This is a genomic window from Parolsenella catena, from assembly GCF_003966955.1.
GTDB lineage: Bacteria > Actinomycetota > Coriobacteriia > Coriobacteriales > Atopobiaceae > Parolsenella > Parolsenella catena.
In genome coordinates this window covers 1,693,736-1,712,839 of the sequence record NZ_AP019367.1, presented here as the reverse complement: position 1 = coordinate 1,712,839, position 19,104 = coordinate 1,693,736, and the positions used below count along the sequence as shown (strand labels likewise).

Here is a 19,104-nt window from a genome sequence, read left to right as displayed (position 1 = left end):
CACACATATATGTGTCGAGGGGCGCCAAAGGGGACGGGTTCGTCTGGTCCCACCCAGGGAGGGGCGCCGGGGGCATCGCCCCGGCGCCCCTCCGCTTGTGCCCCCGCCCCCCGAGTTGTGTGCAAGCCGTGGAGGCGCCCCGCGCCCCTTGCGGGCGGCGGGGCGGGAGCGTATATTAACTCCTCGCGCGACGGCGCGGCGGCAGATGCCGGCGGCCCGAGCGCGGGACGAACCCTGAGAACCGGATACCGCGACCGACGAGGTCGCGCCAGTTACAGACAGCACTATTATCTAGGATGGTTGGCGAGTGCGCGACAAGCGCCTCGTCGATTCCTTTCCCTAAATGATGGATGAGTCCGAGAAGCGATAGCAGCGATCGGAGCGACGGGTCGGACCCGCTTTCAAACGCGTGGGGGCTTCACGCCCCCATACTTGAACGGAGAGTTCGATCCTGGCTCAGGATGAACGCTGGCGGCGCGCCTAACACATGCAAGTCGAACGGTTAAGACGCACTTCGGTGCGTGCATAGAGTGGCGAACGGCTGAGTAACACGTGGGCAACCTGCCCCCCGCACCGGGATAGCCTCGCGAAAGCGTGATTAATACCGGGTACTCCGGCACCTCCGCATGGCGGTGCCGGGAGAGCGTTAGCGGCGGGGGATGGGCCCGCGGCCTGTTAGCTAGTTGGCGGGGCAACGGCCCACCAAGGCGATTATGGGTAGCCGGGTTGAGAGACCGACCGGCCAGATTGGGACTGAGACACGGCCCAGACTCCTACGGGAGGCAGCAGTGGGGAATCTTGCGCAATGGGGGGAACCCTGACGCAGCGACGCCGCGTGCGGGACGAAGGCCCTAGGGTCGTAAACCGCTTTCAGCAGGGAAGAGGCCGCGAGGTGACGGTACCTGCAGAAGAAGCCCCGGCTAAATACGTGCCAGCAGCCGCGGTAATACGTATGGGGCGAGCGTTATCCGGATTCATTGGGCGTAAAGCGCGCGTAGGCGGCCTGGCAGGCCGGGAGTCAAATCCGGGGGCTCAACCCCCGCCCGCTCCCGGAACCTCCGGGCTTGAGTCTGGCAGGGGAGGGTGGAATACCCGGTGTAGCGGTGGAATGCGCAGATATCGGGTAGAACACCGGTGGCGAAGGCGGCCCTCTGGGCCACGACTGACGCTGAGGCGCGAAAGCTGGGGGAGCGAACAGGATTAGATACCCTGGTAGTCCCAGCCGTAAACGATGGACGCTAGGTGTGGGGGGACGATCCCCCCGTGCCGCAGCCAACGCACTAAGCGTCCCGCCTGGGGAGTACGGCCGCAAGGCTAAAACTCAAAGGAATTGACGGGGGCCCGCACAAGCAGCGGAGCATGTGGCTTAATTCGAAGCAACGCGAAGAACCTTACCTGGGCTTGACATTCAGGTGAAGCGGCGGAGACGCCGTGGCCGAGAGGAGCCTGAACAGGTGGTGCATGGCTGTCGTCAGCTCGTGTCGTGAGATGTTGGGTTAAGTCCCGCAACGAGCGCAACCCCCGCCGCGTGTTGCCAGCAGGTCATGCTGGGCACCCGCGCGGGACCGCCGGCGTCAAGCCGGAGGAGGGTGGGGACGACGTCAAGTCATCATGCCCCTTATGTCCAGGGCTGCACACGTGCTACAATGGCCGGCACAACGGGCTGCGAACCCGCGAGGGCGAGCGAATCCCTTAAAGCCGGCCCCAGTTCGGACCGGGGGCTGCAACCCGCCCCCGCGAAGTCGGAGTTGCTAGTAATCGCGGATCAGCACGCCGCGGTGAATGCGTTCCCGGGCCTTGTACACACCGCCCGTCACACCACCCGAGTCGTCTGCACCCGAAGTCGCCGGCCCAACCGAGGGGGGGGAGGCGCCGAAGGTGTGGAGGGTAAGGGGGGTGAAGTCGTAACAAGGTAGCCGTACGGGAACGTGCGGCTGGATCACCTCCTTTCTAGGGAGAATCGTCTCACCAGAAGGAACATCACCTGCTACGGGGCGGCCCGTCCACTCCAACTGCTACCACTGGCGCGACCGCAGGCCGCGGCGTCCGGTCCCGAGGGCTCGCCCCCGACCGCACCCTGAGAGCCGCATAGCGTAGCAACGAGATTTTCTAGCATGATCGCATCTGTACGATGGATATGTGACGTGACCCGCCATCTTGTCGAGTAGGAAGATGGTAGGGGCGCACGGTGGATGCCTTGGCACTGGAAGCCGAAGAAGGACGCGTCAAGCTGCGATAATCCGCGGTGAGGGGCACAAGCCCGTCGACCCGCGGGTCTCCGAATGGGAAAACCCGGCGAGCTTCATGGCTCGTCACCCGCCAGGCGAACTCATAGCCCGGCGGGGGGCAACCCGGGGAACTGAAACATCTAAGTACCCGGAGGAAGAGAAATCAAACGAGACTCCCCCAGTAGCGGCGAGCGAACGGGGAAGAGGCCAAACCGGCGGGAGCGCAAGCCCCGCCGGGGTCGTGGGACCAGGCACTGCGCGGTTACAAAGGACCGAGGAAGCGGAACGGCATGGGAAGGCCGGCGGTACAGGGTTAGAGCCCCGTACGCGGATCCGCGGTCCCCGCCGCCTGGCACCCGAGTACCGCCGGACACGTGAAACCCGGTGGGAAGCAGGGGGGACCACCCTCCAAGCCTAAGCACTCTCCAGTGACCGATAGCGTACCAGTACCGTGAGGGAAAGGTGAAAAGCACCCCGGGAGGGGAGTGAAACAGTACCTGAAACCGTGCGCCCGCAAGCAGTCGGAGCACCCCCTAGGGGTGTGACGGCGTGCCTTTTGTAGAATGAGCCAGCGAGTTGCGGTGCGCGGCGAGGTTAAGGCGAGATACCGAGCCGCAGCGAGAGCGAGTCTGAACAGGGCGTTCAGTCGCGCGCCGCAGACGCGAAGCCGGGTGAGCTACCCATGGGCAGGCTGAAGCGGGGGTAAGACCCCGTGGAGGGCCGAACCCACTTAGGTTGAAAACTGAGGGGATGACCCGTGGGTAGGGGTGAAAGGCCAATCAAACCCGGAGATATCTCGTTCTCCCCGAAATAGCTTTAGGGCTAGCGTCGGGAGCTCACCTGTGGAGGTAGAGCACTGGACGGCCGCGGGGGCCTCACCGCCTACCAAAGCCGACCAAACTCCGAATGCCACAGGTCCGGATCCCGGCAGTCAGAACATGTGGGCTAAGCTGTGTGTTCGAGAGGGAAACAGCCCAGACCGCCCGCTAAGGTCCCGAAGTCCGTGCTGAGTGGCAAAGGATGTGCGTTTGCTCAGACAACCAGGATGTTGGCTTAGAAGCAGCCATTCATTTAAAGAGTGCGTAACAGCTCACTGGTCGAGTGGACATGCGCCGACAATATACGGGGCTAAGCACGGCACCGAAGCGGCGGGGTGGCGCCCTTGTGGGCGCGACCGGTAGGGGAGCTTTCCGGCCTGCGGCGAAGCCGAGGGACGACCCTCGGTGGAGCGGCCGGAAGTGAGAATGCTGGCATGAGTAGCGAGAGCGGCGTGGGAAACGCCGCCGCCGTAAACCCAAGGTTTCCCGGGCGAGGCTAATCCCCCCGGGGTCAGTCGGGAGCTAAGGCGAGGCCGGAAGGCGTAGCCGATGCACAGCGGGTCGACATTCCCGCACCCCCGACGCGGAGTCTGACCGAAGGTGTGACGGAGGAGGGTAGCCGGACGGGGTTCTGGACGTCCCCGCGATGGCGCGTAGGGCGATGCCTTGTGAAACGCGGGCATCACGTGGCCTGAGGCGCCGGACGAAGCGAGCGAGCGAAGCCGGTGAGCCCATGCTCCCAAGAAAAGCACCTAGGGATCCGCTAGGGGCCCGTACCGCAAACCGACACAGGTGGGTGGGTAGAACATACCAAGGCGATCGGGAGAACCATGGTTAAGGAACTCGGCAAAACTGCCCCGTAACTTCGGGAGAAGGGGTGCCGGCGTGGCGTGGAGGGGCTTGCCCCCCGAGCGCGGGCCGGCCACAGCGAAGAGGTCCAAACGACTGTTTATCAAAAACACAGGACTCTGCTCAAGCCGTAAGGCGACGCATAGGGTCTGACGCCTGCCCGGTGCCGGAAGGTCACGGGGAGCGGTCAACCTCCGGGTGAAGCCGCGAACCCAAGCCCCGGTAAACGGCGGCCGTAACTATAACGGTCCTAAGGTAGCGAAATTCCTTGTCGGGTAAGTTCCGACCTGCACGAAAGGCGCAACGATTTGGACGCTGTCTCGACCATGGCCCCGGCGAAATTGCACTAGTCGTGAAGATGCGACTTACCCGCGGAAGGACGGAAAGACCCCGTGAACCTTTACTGCAGCTAGGCATTGGCTGCCGGACCGTCGCGTAGAGGATAGGTGGGAGGCAACGAACCGAGGGCGCCAGCCCCCGGGGAGCCACCCTTGGAATACCACCCCCGACGCTCTGGCATCCTAACCCCACGCCCTGACCGGGGTGGGGGACCGTGCCTGGTGGGTAGTTTGACTGGGGCGGTCGCCTCCCAAAGAGTAACGGAGGCGCGCGCAAGGTCTGCTCGGGACGGTCGGCAACCGTCCTCAAGAGTGCAAGAGCGTAAGCAGGCTTGACTGCGAGGCCAACAAGCCGAGCAGGTGGGAAACCAGGCTCTAGTGATCCGGCGGCCCAGAGTGGAATGGCCGTCGCTCAACGGATAAAAGGTACTCCGGGGATAACAGGCTGATCTTCCCCAAGAGTCCACATCGACGGGAAGGTTTGGCACCTCGATGTCGGCTCATCGCATCCTGGGGCTGGAGCAGGTCCCAAGGGTATGGCTGTTCGCCATTCAAAGCGGTACGCGAGCTGGGTTCAGAACGTCGTGAGACAGTTCGGTCCCTATCCTCCGTGGGCGCAGGAAGATTGAGGGAGGCTGCCCCTAGTACGAGAGGACCGGGGTGGACGGACCTCCTGTGCACGGGTTGTCGACCAACGGCACCGCCCGGTAGCAGAGTCCGGTCTGGATAACCGCTGAAGGCATCTAAGCGGGAAGCCAGTCCCGAGATGAGTCTTCCCTTCGGTAAGGGCCCTCGTAGACCACGAGGTCGATAGGGCGCAGGTGCAAGCGCGGCGACGCGCTCAGCCGAGCGTCACTAATAGCCCGAGCTCTTCCATCACTCGACTTCCCAGGTGGCGGTGCGTCACCCGTCGTCGGGCGCGGTCACGCCTTTTCCCGTTGCGCGCTGTGCGGCCCTGAGGGCCCGGCCGGGCCGGCCCCTGACAGCAGAATGCCCCTCGTTGGTCAGCGACCATGGCGGGGGAGGTACACCCGGTCCCATTCCGAACCCGGAAGTTAAGCCCCCCAGCGCCGATGGTACTGCGGAGTGAGTCCGTGGGAGAGCAGGACGTCGCTGACCAACGAGGGGCATTTTCCTGTGCCGAGGGGGGCCGCCCGCGCGCCGGGCGGCCCCCCTTTCGCTGTGCGTGGGCCATGGAATGCGGCCGTGCCTGGCCTATGCCCCGTCGCCTCCTCGCGATGCCTTCCCGTCATGCTCGGCAGCCGCTCGCCGACTAAATTCGATCGAGTTCAGTCGGCCGGGGCTGTCTTTCTTCATAAAGTCGCAGCTAGAACTACTTCTAACAGAAATCTGACAATTTCCCAACAGTCATTCGCCGTCTAAATACGTCCTTTTATAGTTTCGGGCTTTCCTTCGCCGTAGCGTTACAGGTCCAACGCTACTAAGGGAGGGCGCTTATGAAGGGCGATTTTGACACACGGAAGACTGGTTCCTTTGAGCGGTCTTGTCCTGCTGACGTTTCGAGCGATTCCTTGTCTCTGCGTAAAGATGGTCAGCCTCTGCCTTTAGTGCGTCTCGTTAGGCGTCCTGCAGTCCAACGGGCAATTACATCCGCGCTCGACCGTGATTCTCTTGTTGTCTTGTGTGCCGAGCCTGGTTTGGGGGCGCATTGCGTTTCTCGGCTTGTTGGGACTTCTTATGTGGACGCTGGGCTTGAGGCCATTCGCGTTAAGCTCAACGTTAAGTCTGCGTCCGCGATTTGCCGGCGCATTAGCAAGTCTGTCACAAGAATCGTGGAGATGTCTCAGGGACTGGGCTCGCAGCCATCTGGACTTCTCGTGCTTGATGGATTCAACATCGTCGATGAAGGGATTGCAGCTCGTGCTGCAAAGCATATCGCTGGCGCAATCCTTGCTGGTGTTCACGTTCTCGTTCTGATGTCACCCGACTACTCTTATCTCATTGACTATCTCCCTCACTGTCGCGTATTTGAGGCGCGTGATCTTGTATTAACTGGCTCGGAAATGCGCAAGTGGTGTGGAAAAAAGAGCGGGCTGTCCTTTGAGTCTATTAAGGCCGCCTCTCACGGAATTCCGGCGCTTGTTGATGTGATTAGAACCGGAGAAATGGCTTTGCGTGCAGGTTCTTTTCCCGGTGGATGGGATGATTGTGCGTTTGAGCTATATATGGCCGCTTTGAGGCCGAACCTCATAAGCGAGGAGTGGCTCATTCGCTTTGCTATGTGCGCATTTGGTTCTGGCAACCTTGATCATTTGAGGGCGTGTGGCGTAAGGGTTTCGAGTGATTTGGCGAATGAAATCGCACAGGGGTGTCCGTTGCTTGGGCTCAGACTCGATTCTGGCTCTTTCGATTGTGTTTGCATGAGCGAGCCTGCGATTGTGCGCGTTCTTAGTCAAGCTATGGACCAAGTTCCTCGAGGGGGCCAGATTCTCCCGGACATTGTCATGATGCTCATGAGCCAGGGCAGATATCGAAGGGCTGGCATGCTTGCTTCGCTTTGTTCTGGCTCCTCTCTGGTTGCAGGCCGCGTACTGGACCATCCTCTCGAACTCATTGATGCCGGCCATCTCGGCTTGGTCATAACCGTGTCGAACGAGTGCGCTCAGGATATTGATTCCGTTGCTCGAATTGTGCTGGACGTACTCGGGGTTCCCTCGCCAAATAATCGAATACGGGGCATTGCGCCGGGAAATTCGCGCGCCATTCCAAGGAAAACCGAACTTCACGTTCGGCTCCTTGAGTTGTGCCAAGGCATCGAATCAGAGGCAAGCCTCGCAGAGATTGCCTCTTCGCTCGATGAGCTTGAGCCGGAGGTACTCAAATTGAACGATCTGTTGTCCTCAAAGCTGTACCACCACGTTCGTTCGCTTCTGCTTGCAATGAATGGTGCTTCGCTAGAGGCTTTTCGCGAGCTTGTGCTTGTGCAGGAGCTCAGAGAACAGCCAAACGAGGGTCCGTCTCTCTTTTCGGCCCTGTTGTGCCGCGACTTCGAAATGCTTGGGCTGATCATCGGTAGCCCCGTGAGTCAAAGGGATTCCGTCTCGTTCAGAACGGCGTCCAAACTGCTGGCCGAGGCGGGCATGACTGCGCTTTCCGAACAGGCCAGAGCTATGTGCGAGCTATCTGAAATCGTGGCTGGGGAGCGAAAAGACATCGAGAACGAGAACCGCGTGCTCATACGCTGGCGTACATCGGGGAAGACTCGGCTTGTCATGTGGGGAACCTCGTTGCTCTCCTTGGGCTATTCCCTTCGCGGGCAATTCCAGCACGCACACGTAAGGGCAAACGAGGCCATGAGAATCTCCGAGCGATTGGAGGAAGGAGATGCCCTGGCCCTCGCAAGAATGGCCGAGCGCTGCGCGCTTCGCGGTCTCGGAGAAAGAGTGTCTCTTGATGCCGTGAATCCAAATGTGACATGCTCGCCTGATATGTCAGCTCTCGACCGCTTCCATGCCCTGACTGGCTCTGAGGACGAAGCGGCACCTGATGACATGATACTTGAGATGAGAGGGATATCTCCCAGGAATGGCGTGATGGCGATTGCCTCTCGGGTCTCTGATGCCGATAGAGCCCATGGGGCGAAAATGGCGGAGAAGCTGCCCCTTTCATGGAAGGGAGCCGCGCCGTCGCAGGCTCACATGGTGCCGGCGCGCTCCCACCAACGGCGGTCAATGCCCAACGGCGACACCGGCGCCCATCTGAACATCAGCGTGCTTGGCGGGGGAGTGGCGGCTTGGAAGGACGGTATCCGCATACCGGAGCGAAACTGGACGCGTAGGCAGGCAAAGATGCTGCTGGCTCTGCTGGCGCTGGCTCCTGGGCATCTCATTCAAAGACATGAGGCAATCGGGTTGCTGTGGCCTGATTCGGACCTGGCGCGTGGAAGGGAAAGTCTCTACACGGTGCTGAGCTCGCTGCGTTCGACGTTAGGGCAGACGACGTCGGACAACAGGTTCGTTCTTGGCGAGCTCGGCCAGATCTGGCTTGATGATGAGCTCGTGAGCTGCGACGTAGACGAGTTCGAGCGGATCGCCCGTCATGTCGTCTCGAGGAAGGCCGAGGGCAGCGAGGTCATAGCCCTGTGCGTTGCTTTGGAAGGAATGTATAACGGCGGCAGTTATGTGCCGGCCAATGATTCGACGGGAAGGTTTAGGGATAGGCACGAGGAGCTTGCGAGGCGATACCGAGATGCGATGCTTGCCGGGGTCGAGGCGGCGACGAGGCTGCGCGATGCTCATCAGGCCGCATGGTTTGCGCAGAGCGCAAAGAGAATAGGATAAAAACGGTGCGCAAATTGTGCGCATCGGAGGTTGGGCGGCGCCTGAGATGCGTCCGATTGAGAGTAACGATAAAGTGGAAAGGCTTAAAGATATAAGCGCATGTCCCGCATGCGAAGGCCAAGTCCGTACGTGAGAGTAAGCAGGAAAAGCCATGGCAGGTCTCTTCTCAAAGATCCTCTCCATCGGCTCCGACAAGGAGCTGAGGGAGTACAACTCCATTGCAGCAAAGGTGTCATCGCTTGGCGATACGTTTGCGAAGATGGATGATGAGGAACTTGCGGGGCAGACCGTAAGGTTTAGGGAACGGCATGCCAACGGCGAGTCGCTTGATGACCTTCTCCCCGAGGCTTTCGCCTGCGCTCGCGAGGCATCCGATCGAGTGCTCGGAATGCGCCACTTTGACGTGCAGGTTGTTGGCGGCATTGCGCTGCATCGCGGCACCATTGCCGAGATGAAGACGGGCGAGGGCAAGACGCTTGTCTCCACGCTCGCAGGCTATCTCAACGGCATTGCCGGCGATGGCGTGCACATCGTTACGGTTAACGATTACCTCGCAAGGCGAGACTCCGAGTGGATGGGCAAGCTCTACAACTTCCTTGGCCTCGAGGTTGGCCTGCTCCAAAACGGAATGCCGCTTGCAGACAAGCGGCCTGCCTACGCGGCAGACATTACCTATGGAACGAACTCTGAGTTCGGTTTCGACTATCTGCGTGACAACATGGTTATGCGTGCCGATATGCGTGTTCAGCGCGGGCACAAGTTTGCCATCGTGGACGAGGTTGACTCGATTCTCATCGACGAGGCCCGTACGCCGCTCATCATCTCTGGTGCTGGCACGAAGTCGGCGGACACCTACAAGGAGTTTGCGCGTGCCGTCCGCGGCCTCGAGCGAGGCGAGGAGCCGGAGCGCGACCCGCTTGGCGGTCCTGTTCCCGAGCCTGACGGCGACTACATCATGGATGAGGCCAAGCACACGATTGCGGCCACGGAGCGTGGTCTGCGCAAGATCGAGCAGCGCCTTGGCGTTGAAATCTACAGCGACCTCTCCGGCCAGCTTGCGAACCACCTTCAGCAGGCCTTGAAGGCGCAGTACATGTTCCATCGCGACAAGGACTACGTGGTCATCGACGGCGAGGTCAAGATCGTCGATGAGTTCACGGGCCGCATTATGGAGGGCAGGCGCTGGTCCGAGGGTCTGCACCAGGCAGTGGAGGCCAAGGAGGGCGTGCTCGTTCGCGAGGAGAACCAGACGCTTGCCACCATCACCCTGCAGAACTACTTCCGCCTCTACGACAAGCTCTCCGGCATGACGGGCACCGCCATGACCGAGGATGCTGAGTTCCGTGAGATTTACAAGCTGCCGGTCACTGAGATTCCGCCCAACAAGCCGGTCGTGCGCGTTGACCATGACGACAGAATCTACCGCACCATCGAGTACAAGTTCAACGCGGTTGCCGATGACGTTGAGCGGCGCCATGCCAAGGGCCAACCGGTGCTCGTGGGAACCGTCTCCATCGAGAGCTCCGAGAAGCTCTCGAAGATGCTGACCACTCGTGGTATCAAGCACGAGGTCCTCAACGCCAAGTTCCACGAGCGCGAGGCGCAGATCGTGGCTCAGGCGGGTCGCGAGGGCGCCGTCACGATCGCCACGAACATGGCCGGACGAGGCACGGACATCCTGCTTGGAGGCAACCCGGATGAGCTCGCCGACGAGATGCTGGCCGAGGCCGGCACTCCGGCGGACATCGCAACTCCCGAGCAGCTTGCCGAGGCCCGCAAGAAGGCGCGTGAGATCTGCTCGGCCGAGCGCGAGCGCGTGCTCGCTGTCGGCGGCCTTGCCGTCATCGGTACCGAGCGTCACGAAAGCCGCCGAATCGACAACCAGCTTCGCGGCCGTGCCGGCCGTCAGGGAGACCCCGGCGAGACCCAGTTCTATCTTTCGCTCGAGGACGACCTCATGCGCCTGTTCGGCGCCGATCGCATGGATCGCATTGGTGCACTCATGGCGAAGTACGACATGCCGCCCGACATGCCGCTTAAGGCGAAGATGGTCAGCAAGGCCATCGAAGGCGCCCAGCGCAAGGTCGAGGAGATCAACTATGCCATGCGCAAGAGCGTCCTTGACTACGACGACGTCATGAACCAGCAGCGTCAGGTCATCTACGAGGAGCGCAACAAGATTCTCGATGGCAAGGATCTCATCGAGCACATCTCCGAGGTCACGAGCGCTACGGTCGAGAGGGAAGTCCGTGAGTACTGCCCAGAGGGCACGGCAAGCGAGGACTGGGACCTCGACGGCCTCCGCTCCTGGCTGAACGAGCTCGCGGGCGTTGACGACCTGCCCGAGTTCTCCAAGGAGGCCGATACGGCCGACGTCGTAAGCGCCGTGGACGCCTATGTCTCCGACCTGTATGCCAAGCGCACCGAGGATCTTGGCGAAGACATCACGCACCGCCTCGCGACGCAGGTCATGCTCCGTGTCATCGACACCCGCTGGATGGCCTACTTGCAGGAGATGGACTATCTCAAGACGGGCATTGGCCTGAGAGGCTTTGGCCAGCGCGATCCGCTCGTCGAGTACAAGCAGGAGGCGTACGCCGCCTTTGGCCAGCTCGTTGACACGATGTACGAGGACTTCCTGCGCACGATGCTCCACATCCGCCGCAACACGGCTCCGGTTGCCGCCGCCACGCCGGCTCCCTCCGCGCTCGACGGGGCCAACTACTCAGGCCCTGCCGAGGTCGATGGCGCCGAGGGGACCAGGGGCTCCGTGTTCTCTCGGGCCCGTGCCAACGCGCGTCCCGCGCAGGGCGCGCACGCGGAGCGTCGCGAGGCGAACGCGCCCTCGCCCAAGGCCTCCGAGGCAAAGCCCCACACCTATCGCAAGGCAGATGACCCCGATCCCTATGTGGGCGTGGGCCGTAACGATCCTTGTCCCTGTGGAAGCGGCAAGAAGTTCAAGAACTGCCATGGGAGAAACCGATAGTGGCCGAGATGACTCAAGAGCGCCTCGGCGAGCTCGCTGACAGGCTCGCCGAGGTCGAGGGCTATCTGCACGTGGACGAGAGCAGGGCGCTTGTCTCTGACCTTGAGCGGCGCAGCACCGAGCCGGGTTTTTGGGACGACGCCAATGCCGCTCGTCAGACCATGGCGCGTCTCGCCAAGGCGAAGGATGACGTCGCCGGCATCGAGGCGGCGCACGCCAAGCTTGACGACGCACAAGCCGCCTTTGAGCTCGGTGTCGAGATGGGCGACGACGACCTCCTTGCGGAGGCCGAGGCAACCGCGTCGTCTCTCGAGCACGACCTGTCCGAGCTAGAGCTCACGAGCTGGTTCACCGGAGAGTTCGACCAGGGTGACGCGATCGTGAGCGTCACGCCAGGCCAGGGCGGCCTTGAGGCGCAGGACTGGTGCAGTATGCTGCTGCACATGTATCTACGCTACTGCGAGCGTCGTGGATGGAAGGTCACGGTCAACGATGCGCCAGCCGCCGAGGTCATCGGCATCGACCGAGCGACGTTCACGGTGAGCGGCAAGAACGCCTATGGCATGCTTCGGGCGGAGCAGGGCGTTCATCGCCTCGTTCGCATCTCTCCCACGGATGCCAAGAAGCGCCGCCAGACCACCTTTGCGGGCGTCGAGGTCCTCCCAGTCCTGCCGGACGACATCGAGGTCAAGATTGCGCCCGACGAGATCCGCGTCGACGTGTACCATGCGAGCGGCCCGGGCGGCCAGGGTGTCAACACGACTGACTCTGCCGTGCGTGTGACGCACTTGCCCACGGGCATCGTCGTCACGTGCCAGAACGAGCGCAGCCAGATCCAGAACAAGGCCACGTGCATGAGCATCCTCCGCTCCAAGCTCTATGAGCTCGAGCTGCAGAAGCGTGCCGAGGCGCTCGACGAGCTGCGCGGGCCCAAGCACGACATTGGCTTTGGCAACCAGATCAGGAGCTACGTTCTGTACCCCTATCAGATGGTCAAGGATCTGCGCACTGGCTGTGAGACGGGCAATGTTGACTCGGTTCTCTCTGACGGCGACCTCGACCCGTTCGTCACGGCGTATCACCGCTGGGTCGTGGGCGGACGAGAGCCCGTCTCCGTCGAAGACGAGCAATAGCCATACAAAACAAGAGCGTTTGTCCGGACGGGCGTCCGCGAAGGCGGGCGCCCGAGCTATGCGTCAGGGCGGAATTTGCACGCATTGTGAAGGGCGAGGCCAACTCGCCTAAATACATCGGGTTAAGCCTTTCACCTGCAGGTTTGTTGCGAAAAAACTAAAAATAATGCTACGGCTCGCATGCGCATGGGATACACTCTCACCGAACGTTTCTCTGGAAGGCAACGTTTTGTCTGTCGGTAAACCATTAGACCAAAGGAGTCTCATGGAAGAGAAGGAGCAGAAGGAGCTCGAGCTGCTCGCGGCCAAGGTTCGTCGCGACGTCGTCGAGATGCTGCTGCACCGTGGCTATGGCCACCTGGGCGGCTCGCTCTCCATCGTCGAGGTCATGGCCGTTCTGTACGGCAAGCAGCTCAAGCACGATCCCAAGAACCCCAAGTGGGAGGACCGCGACCGCCTCGTGCTCTCCAAGGGCCACGCCGGCCCCGCCTGGTACTCTGTCCTCGCCGAGCGCGGTTTCTTCGACCGTGACATGCTCTTCACGCTGAACGACGGCGGCACCAACCTGCCGAGCCACCCCGACCGCACCAAGACCCCGGGCGTCGACATGACGACGGGCTCCCTTGGCCAGGGCTGCTCCACGGCTGCCGGCATCGCCACCGCCCTCGCCAAGAAGGGCTCCGATGCCTACACCTACCTCATCGTGGGCGACGGCGAGCTCAACGAGGGCCAGTGCTGGGAGGCCTTCCAGTACATCGCCAACTACAAGATGGACAACCTCATCGTCTTCATCGACGACAACAAGCGTCAGCTTGACGGTTGGACCAAGGACATCATGAACCCGTTCGACTACGTCGCCAAGATGCAGTCCTTCGGCTTCTACACCCAGAAGGTCAACGGCCAGGACGTCGTGGCCGTCGATGCCGCCATCACCGAGGCCAAGCAGCACAAGGGCGAGGCCCTCTGCATCATCCTCGACACCGTCAAGGGCGCTGGCGTCAAGGCCTTCGAGGAGATGGAGAGCAACCACGCTCCCAAGTTCAACACGCCTGAGCTCAAGAAGACCGCCCAGGATGCCGTCGACGCTCTTAACGAGCAGGTCAAGAAGCTTGAGGAGGAGGTCGCCTAATGTTCAAGCTCGCTGAAGATCGCAGCGCTACCGGCGCTGACCTGCGCAACGTGGTCATGGAGACCCTCCAGAGCCTCATTGCCGAGAACGACAAGGTCGTCATGCTCGAGGCCGACCTTGGCGGCGCCTCCAACTCCCTGAAGATCAAGGCCTCCAACCCTGACAACTTCATCGAGTGCGGCATCTCCGAGGCCAACATGATGGGCGTTGCCGCTGGCATGTCCTCCGAGGGCTACATCCCGTTCGTCCACACCTTCGCGCCGTTCATCGCGCGTCGTGCGTTCGACCAGGTTTTCCTCTCTGGCGCCTATGCTCACAACACCATCAACATGTACGGCTCCGACCCCGGTTTCTCCGTCGCCGCCAACGGTGGCACTCACACCTCCTTCGAGGACGTCGCCATCATGCGCACGATTCCGCACGCCCGCGTCTTCGACGCCGCTGACGCCGTGCAGATGGCCTGGATCGTCAAGACCTGCGCTGGCCTGCCCGGCATCAACTACTTCCGTGGCGACCGCAAGGCCATCCGCAACGTCTACGCCGAGGGCTCTGAGTTCGAGCTTGGCAAGGGCAACGTCCTTCGCGAGGGCTCTGACGTGCTGATCATCTCCGCCGGCCGCCTTGTCTCCGACGCTCTCGACGCTGCCGAGAACCTCGAGAAGCAGGGCATCTCCGCCGAGGTTATCGACATGTTCTGCATCAAGCCGCTCGACGAGGAGCTCGTCCTCTCCGAGGCCAAGGGCAAGAAGGCCATCGTGACCTTCGAGAACCACGGTGTCATCGGTGGCCTGGGCGACGCCGTTGCGTCCGTCCTCGCCGAGAACGCCGTCGCCGTGCCCTTCAAGCGCCACGGCATCGTTGAGCAGTTCGGTCAGGTTGGCACCGCCGACTGGCTGCAGAAGGAGTTCAAGCTCACCGCTTCCGACCTCGAGGAGACCGTCAAGGGCCTTCTCGCCTAGTCGAGGCACACAAGCTGCACCAAAAAGGAGTCGCGTCCATGTGGCGCGGCTCCTTTTCTATTGCGTATGGCTGAGGTCGAGTATCGCAGGAGTGGTGGACGAGAGGTCGTGGGCCGAGTGGGCGTGAGACCTGCCCTTCGCGGTCCCTATTTTGTTGAGCCAAGCCACCTGGTGTGGCAGGCGAGAATCTCCTGCCTTGGCTTGTTGTCCTCGTTCTCCAGCAGCCCGATGAGCATCTGGCATGCCATCCTGCCCTCTTGGCGCACGGGCTCGATGACGGTGGAGATGGAGGGCGTGGTGAGGTCCGTCCACTCTGCACAGTTGATGCCAAGGATTCCGATTCTGTCCGGAATGAGGTGCCTTGACGGCTCAAGCGCCTGGAACACGCGGCCGAGCGCCCATTGGTTCTGTACGAAGATGAGCGTCCGATGAGCCGGGGAGATGGCGTACTTGAAGCGCTCGCGAAGGTCGGCGACGCTTGGCCCCACGTGATCGATGTCGACCTGCTCCATGGCAAGCCCGTTTGCGGACAGCGCGTCCGACACGGCGCTCGCGCGCTCGAACCTGGTCCTGAACTGGCCGTTTGTGGGCGAGGGGGGAGCTGCCACGGTGATGAACCTCTCGTAGCCCATCTCTATGCACTGCTGGATGGCGGAGTAGACGCCGTCATACAGGTTCGCCTTGATCCAGCTTGTGCTGAGGTCGAACGTGTCGCAGTCAAAGAAGACGACTGGCCTGCCCGCGCGCTTGATGCGTTCGTGGACCGCCCTGAAGTTGGACGTTGGCTGGATGATGAATCCGTCGACGCCAAGGGAGAGGAGCTTTTCGACGCAGCTCTGCTCCGTCTCGCGGTCAAAGTTGGTGCCGCAGACGACGATCTGGTAGCCGGCCTCCCGTGCCGCGCTCTCGACGCCGCTCTGGATCTGGCCAGCCCACAGGTTCGTGTTGTCAAGGATAATCTGGCCCAGAACGTGCGTGGGCTTGCCAGACAGTGCTTGGGCCTGGGCATTGGGGACGTACCCGGTCTCCCTGATGGCGGCCGCGATGCGGTCCTGCGTGGGCTTGCCGAGCTTCTCGAGCTTGCCGTTGAGGAAGTAGGAGACGGACGCGGTCGAGGTTCCCGCGAGCTTCGCAACGTCGACGATGGTCACCCTGCCTGCCATGCTGGCCCCTCCCGTGTGTCACCTGTCGTTCGCGGAAAAGTTCGAGTAGTTCTTGACTTTCCAGACGTCTGTCGAAGCAAGAGTATAGGCGAATGGTTAATCGCATAACAAGTGAAATCTATATAGCGTTCTAGCTCGCCACTTACCGATTTAACTAGCAAATGATTAGCGATACGTGTACATTTATCTTGCGCCAAAACAGCTCCGGTGCCGTGTCTACGACATCGAGTTTGTCTGGCCGCGGAATTGTTTGGGCATGTATCGCATGCTCGGCTACAACTGGGAGGGATAAGCGAATGAAGTTCTTTATCGACACCGCCAACCTTGATGAGATCCGCGAGGCCGAGGCCTGGGGCATCCTTGCGGGCGTCACCACCAACCCGTCCCTCTATGCCAAGACGGGCGGCAAGCTGGCCGACTTCGAGAATCACATGGCCAAGATCTGCGAGATCTGCAAGGACATCCCCGTCTCCGCGGAGTCCACGGCCGAGACGACCGAGGAGATGGTCGCCGAGGGCCGTCGCCTCGCCGCCATCGCCCCGAACATCGTCGTGAAGCTCCCGATTTGCGAGGCGTCCCTGCCCGCGTGCCACACGCTTGCCACCGAGGGCATCCGCGTGAACATGACGCTCATCTTCTCCGCCCCGCAGGCGCTTCTCGCGGCCAGCGCCGGCGCGCGCTACATCTCGCCGTTCGTCGGTCGCTTTGAGGACTGCGGTGAGGACGGCATCGAGCAGCTCGAGACCGTCGTCACCTGCGTCAAGAACTACGAGTACGGCTACTGGGAGCAGGAGGGCGGCCCCGAGATCATCACCGCCTCCGTGCGCACCCCGCACCACGTGACGCAGGCCGCCCTCATGGGCGCCGACATCGCCACGGTGCCGTTCGCCGCGCTCAAGAAGTGCGTGCACCACCCGCTCACCGACAAGGGCCTCGCGTCCTTCGCCGCCGATTGGGAGAAGGTCGTGAACGCCTAGGAACCCTGGGCAACGAATCGAGGCGTCGGTCCTTGCGGCCGGCGCCTTTTTTATGCGCGATGGGCCCCGGGCGTCCTTCTTGGGGCTCATTGTCTTGGGGCCCATTGCCTGCGCGGCTCTCCTTGAGCCATATGTGGCCTGTGTGGCGCCTGCGTCGCATTTGCTATGATTGGGCGCGTGTCAACCTTCCTATCGCGCGAAAAAAGGAGCAATAAGTGGCCAACCACTTCCGCAGCAGCGAGGGACAGGACGGCATGGCTCCGGTGCAGCAGCCCGAGACCCCCATGCCGATCGAACCGCAGGTCGCGCCCATCGATTCCGCCGACGTGACGCAACCCGCCCCTCTTAGCGAGGCCCCGGCCCAGCCGGCGCCCCAGCCCACCCAGGCCCAGCAGCCTGTCTCGGCATCGAGGGTTCCCTCCCTTGACATCCCCGTCATGAACCAGGCGCCCGCGGCGCAGCAGGCCGCCGCCTGCCCCGCCGAGCCCTCCGACGGCTTCGACCCAACGAACGAGGCGGGCTTCACCACGGCGTTTGCCCCCATCACCGCCGAGGCCGACACGAGGTCGGTCAACGCTGGCGGCACGCCCGTCATCTCGTTCCAGGACGTCTCGATGGTCTACCCCGCCCAGCCCAACAAGCCGGCCCTCCAGGGTGTCAACGTCGACGTCTACGCTGGCGAGTTCGTCTTCCTCGTAGGCCACTCCGGCTCGGGCAAGTCGACCTTCCTCAAACTCATCACCCGCGAGCTCAAGCCCTCCCACGGCCGCGTCATGGTCGCTGGGCAGGACCTCACGAACATGCGCAACTGGAAGGTTCCCTACCTCCGTCGCCAGATCGGCTGCGTGTTCCAGGACTTTAAGCTCCTGCCGGACAAGACGATCTTCGACAACGTCGCCTTTGCCCTCGAGTGCATCGGCAAGCCGCGCTCGGTCGTTCGTGCCCAGGTGCCCGAGGTGCTTCGCCTCGTTGGCCTTGGCGAGAAGATGGACGTCTACCCAGACCAGCTCTCCGGTGGCGAGCAGCAGCGCGTCTCCGTTGCCCGCGCCATGGTCAACCGCCCGCCGCTGCTCGTCTGTGACGAGCCCACGGGCAACCTGGACCCGGCGATCTCGCTCGGTATCATGAAGCTGCTCGAGCGAATCAACCGCACGGGCACGACCGTCCTCATGGCCACGCATGACCGCGAGATGGTCGACTCCATGCGCAAGCGTGTCATCGCGCTCGAGGCCGGTCACGTTGTCCGAGACGAGGAGAGGGGAGGCTACGGCTACTATGGCTCCTTCTAACTTTGGCTATTCGCTTCGCGAGGCGGGGCACCACTTCGCGCGCAACGGTTCGTCGACGTTCGGCGCCGTCATCACGATCTTCCTGTCGCTGTTCATCATCGGCCTGTTCGCGATGGGCTCCGTGCTGCTTGACGGCATGGTTGGCACCGTCGAGAACCAGGTGACGATTCAGGCGTTCCTGTCCGACGACGCGTCCCAGGATGCCGTCGATGCCCTTCAGTCCAAGATCTCTGGCTGGAGCGAGGTCGAGTCCGTCTCGTACAAGAGCAAGGACGAGGCACTGGCCGAGTTCCGCGAGACCATGACGCAGCGCAACGCCTCCGACGCCGTCGCCGCGCTTGACGACCGCAACCCGATTCCTGCCTCCATCGTCATCAAGCTGCGTGACCCGCAGGACGTCGAGGGCGTGGCCAAGCGCCTGGGCTCCGATGACGACTTCGCGGCCGTTGCGGACGTCACGACTGCCGAGGACGGCACCACCTCTGACCCGGCTGATCAGGTCCAGTACGGTCAGGGCACCGTCGAGCGCCTGTTCACAGTCACGAACTGGATCCGAGTCATCACGCTCGTGCTCGTCGCGCTGCTCACGTTCGTTGCCTTCGTGTTCATCAACAACACGATTCGCCTCTCCATCTCCGCGCGTCGCCGCGAGATTGCCATCCAGCGTCTCGTGGGCGCGTCCAATGGCTTCATTCGCGGGCCGTTCATCATGGAGGGCGTGCTCCAGGCGCTCATCGGCTCGGTCCTCTCCATTGGCGCCCTCGAGGCCATCCGCCGCTTTGGCCTGCCCATGCTGGCCGAGCGCATCACGTTCCTGAACTTCGCCATCTCGGCCCGCGCGACGCTCTCCACCTACGGTCTGCTCGTTGCCATGGGCCTCGTCATCGGTCTGTTTGGTTCTGCCATCGCGATGAGGCGCTACCTCAAGGTTTAG

The 19,104-nt window shown here is 62.1% G+C and carries 9 protein-coding genes and 3 rRNA genes; 11 read left to right on the top strand and 1 reads right to left on the bottom strand.

Annotated elements, in window-relative coordinates; all coding sequences use genetic code 11:
- The first annotated feature begins 433 nt into the window (after nt 1–433).
- From Pcatena_RS07685 to Pcatena_RS07650, 8 genes are all read left to right on the top strand, one after another.
- Nucleotides 434–1,950: ribosomal RNA gene (locus tag Pcatena_RS07685) — 16S ribosomal RNA — on the top strand.
- A gap of 215 nt (nt 1,951–2,165) precedes the next feature.
- Nucleotides 2,166–5,112, top strand: a 23S ribosomal RNA gene (locus tag Pcatena_RS07680).
- A gap of 124 nt (nt 5,113–5,236) precedes the next feature.
- Nucleotides 5,237–5,352: ribosomal RNA gene (rrf, locus tag Pcatena_RS07675) — 5S ribosomal RNA — on the top strand.
- The 16S, 23S and 5S rRNA genes sit together here, the layout of an rRNA operon.
- Nucleotides 5,353–6,071: 719 nt before the next feature.
- Nucleotides 6,072–8,534: an AfsR/SARP family transcriptional regulator gene (locus Pcatena_RS07670; protein WP_126423120.1), complete on the top strand. Its 2,463-nt coding sequence runs from the start codon at nt 6,072–6,074 to the stop codon at nt 8,532–8,534.
- A 151-nt stretch (nt 8,535–8,685) separates the two neighbouring features.
- Entirely contained in the window at nt 8,686–11,520 is a 2,835-nt protein-coding gene (secA, locus tag Pcatena_RS07665; protein ID WP_126423118.1) for a preprotein translocase subunit SecA, read from the top strand.
- A gap of 8 nt (nt 11,521–11,528) precedes the next feature.
- Nucleotides 11,529–12,653, top strand: a complete 1,125-nt coding sequence (prfB, locus tag Pcatena_RS07660; protein ID WP_126423491.1) for a peptide chain release factor 2 — start codon at nt 11,529–11,531, stop codon at nt 12,651–12,653.
- 265 nt (nt 12,654–12,918) lie between these two features.
- Nucleotides 12,919–13,782 carry a transketolase gene (locus Pcatena_RS07655; RefSeq protein WP_126423116.1) on the top strand — a complete coding sequence of 288 codons (864 nt, stop codon included), beginning with the start codon at nt 12,919–12,921 and terminating at the stop codon, nt 13,780–13,782.
- Nucleotides 13,782–14,741 carry a transketolase family protein gene (locus Pcatena_RS07650; protein WP_126423114.1) on the top strand — a complete coding sequence of 320 codons (960 nt, stop codon included), beginning with the start codon at nt 13,782–13,784 and terminating at the stop codon, nt 14,739–14,741. The genes Pcatena_RS07655 and Pcatena_RS07650 overlap by 1 nt, the downstream gene beginning before the upstream one ends.
- 146 nt (nt 14,742–14,887) lie before the next feature.
- Here Pcatena_RS07650 and Pcatena_RS07645 read toward each other — a convergent pair whose 3' ends face one another.
- Nucleotides 14,888–15,904 (bottom strand): LacI family DNA-binding transcriptional regulator, encoded by a 1,017-nt coding sequence (locus Pcatena_RS07645; protein WP_126423112.1) that lies wholly within the window; start codon nt 15,902–15,904, stop codon nt 14,888–14,890.
- A gap of 296 nt (nt 15,905–16,200) precedes the next feature.
- Here Pcatena_RS07645 and Pcatena_RS07640 point away from each other — a divergent pair, with 296 nt between their 5' ends.
- The 3 genes from Pcatena_RS07640 to ftsX all read left to right on the top strand — a co-directional run bounded on the left by Pcatena_RS07640 (nt 16,201) and on the right by ftsX (nt 19,104).
- The gene (locus Pcatena_RS07640; protein WP_126423109.1) at nt 16,201–16,881 is read left to right on the top strand and encodes a transaldolase family protein; all 681 of its coding nucleotides are present in this window, start codon (nt 16,201–16,203) and stop codon (nt 16,879–16,881) included.
- 215 nt (nt 16,882–17,096) lie between these two features.
- The gene (ftsE, locus tag Pcatena_RS07635; RefSeq protein ID WP_126423107.1) at nt 17,097–18,170 is read left to right on the top strand and encodes a cell division ATP-binding protein FtsE; all 1,074 of its coding nucleotides are present in this window, start codon (nt 17,097–17,099) and stop codon (nt 18,168–18,170) included.
- Nucleotides 18,157–19,104, top strand: a complete 948-nt coding sequence (gene ftsX / locus Pcatena_RS07630) for a permease-like cell division protein FtsX (RefSeq protein ID WP_126423105.1) — start codon at nt 18,157–18,159, stop codon at nt 19,102–19,104. Before ftsE ends, ftsX begins: the two co-directional genes overlap by 14 nt.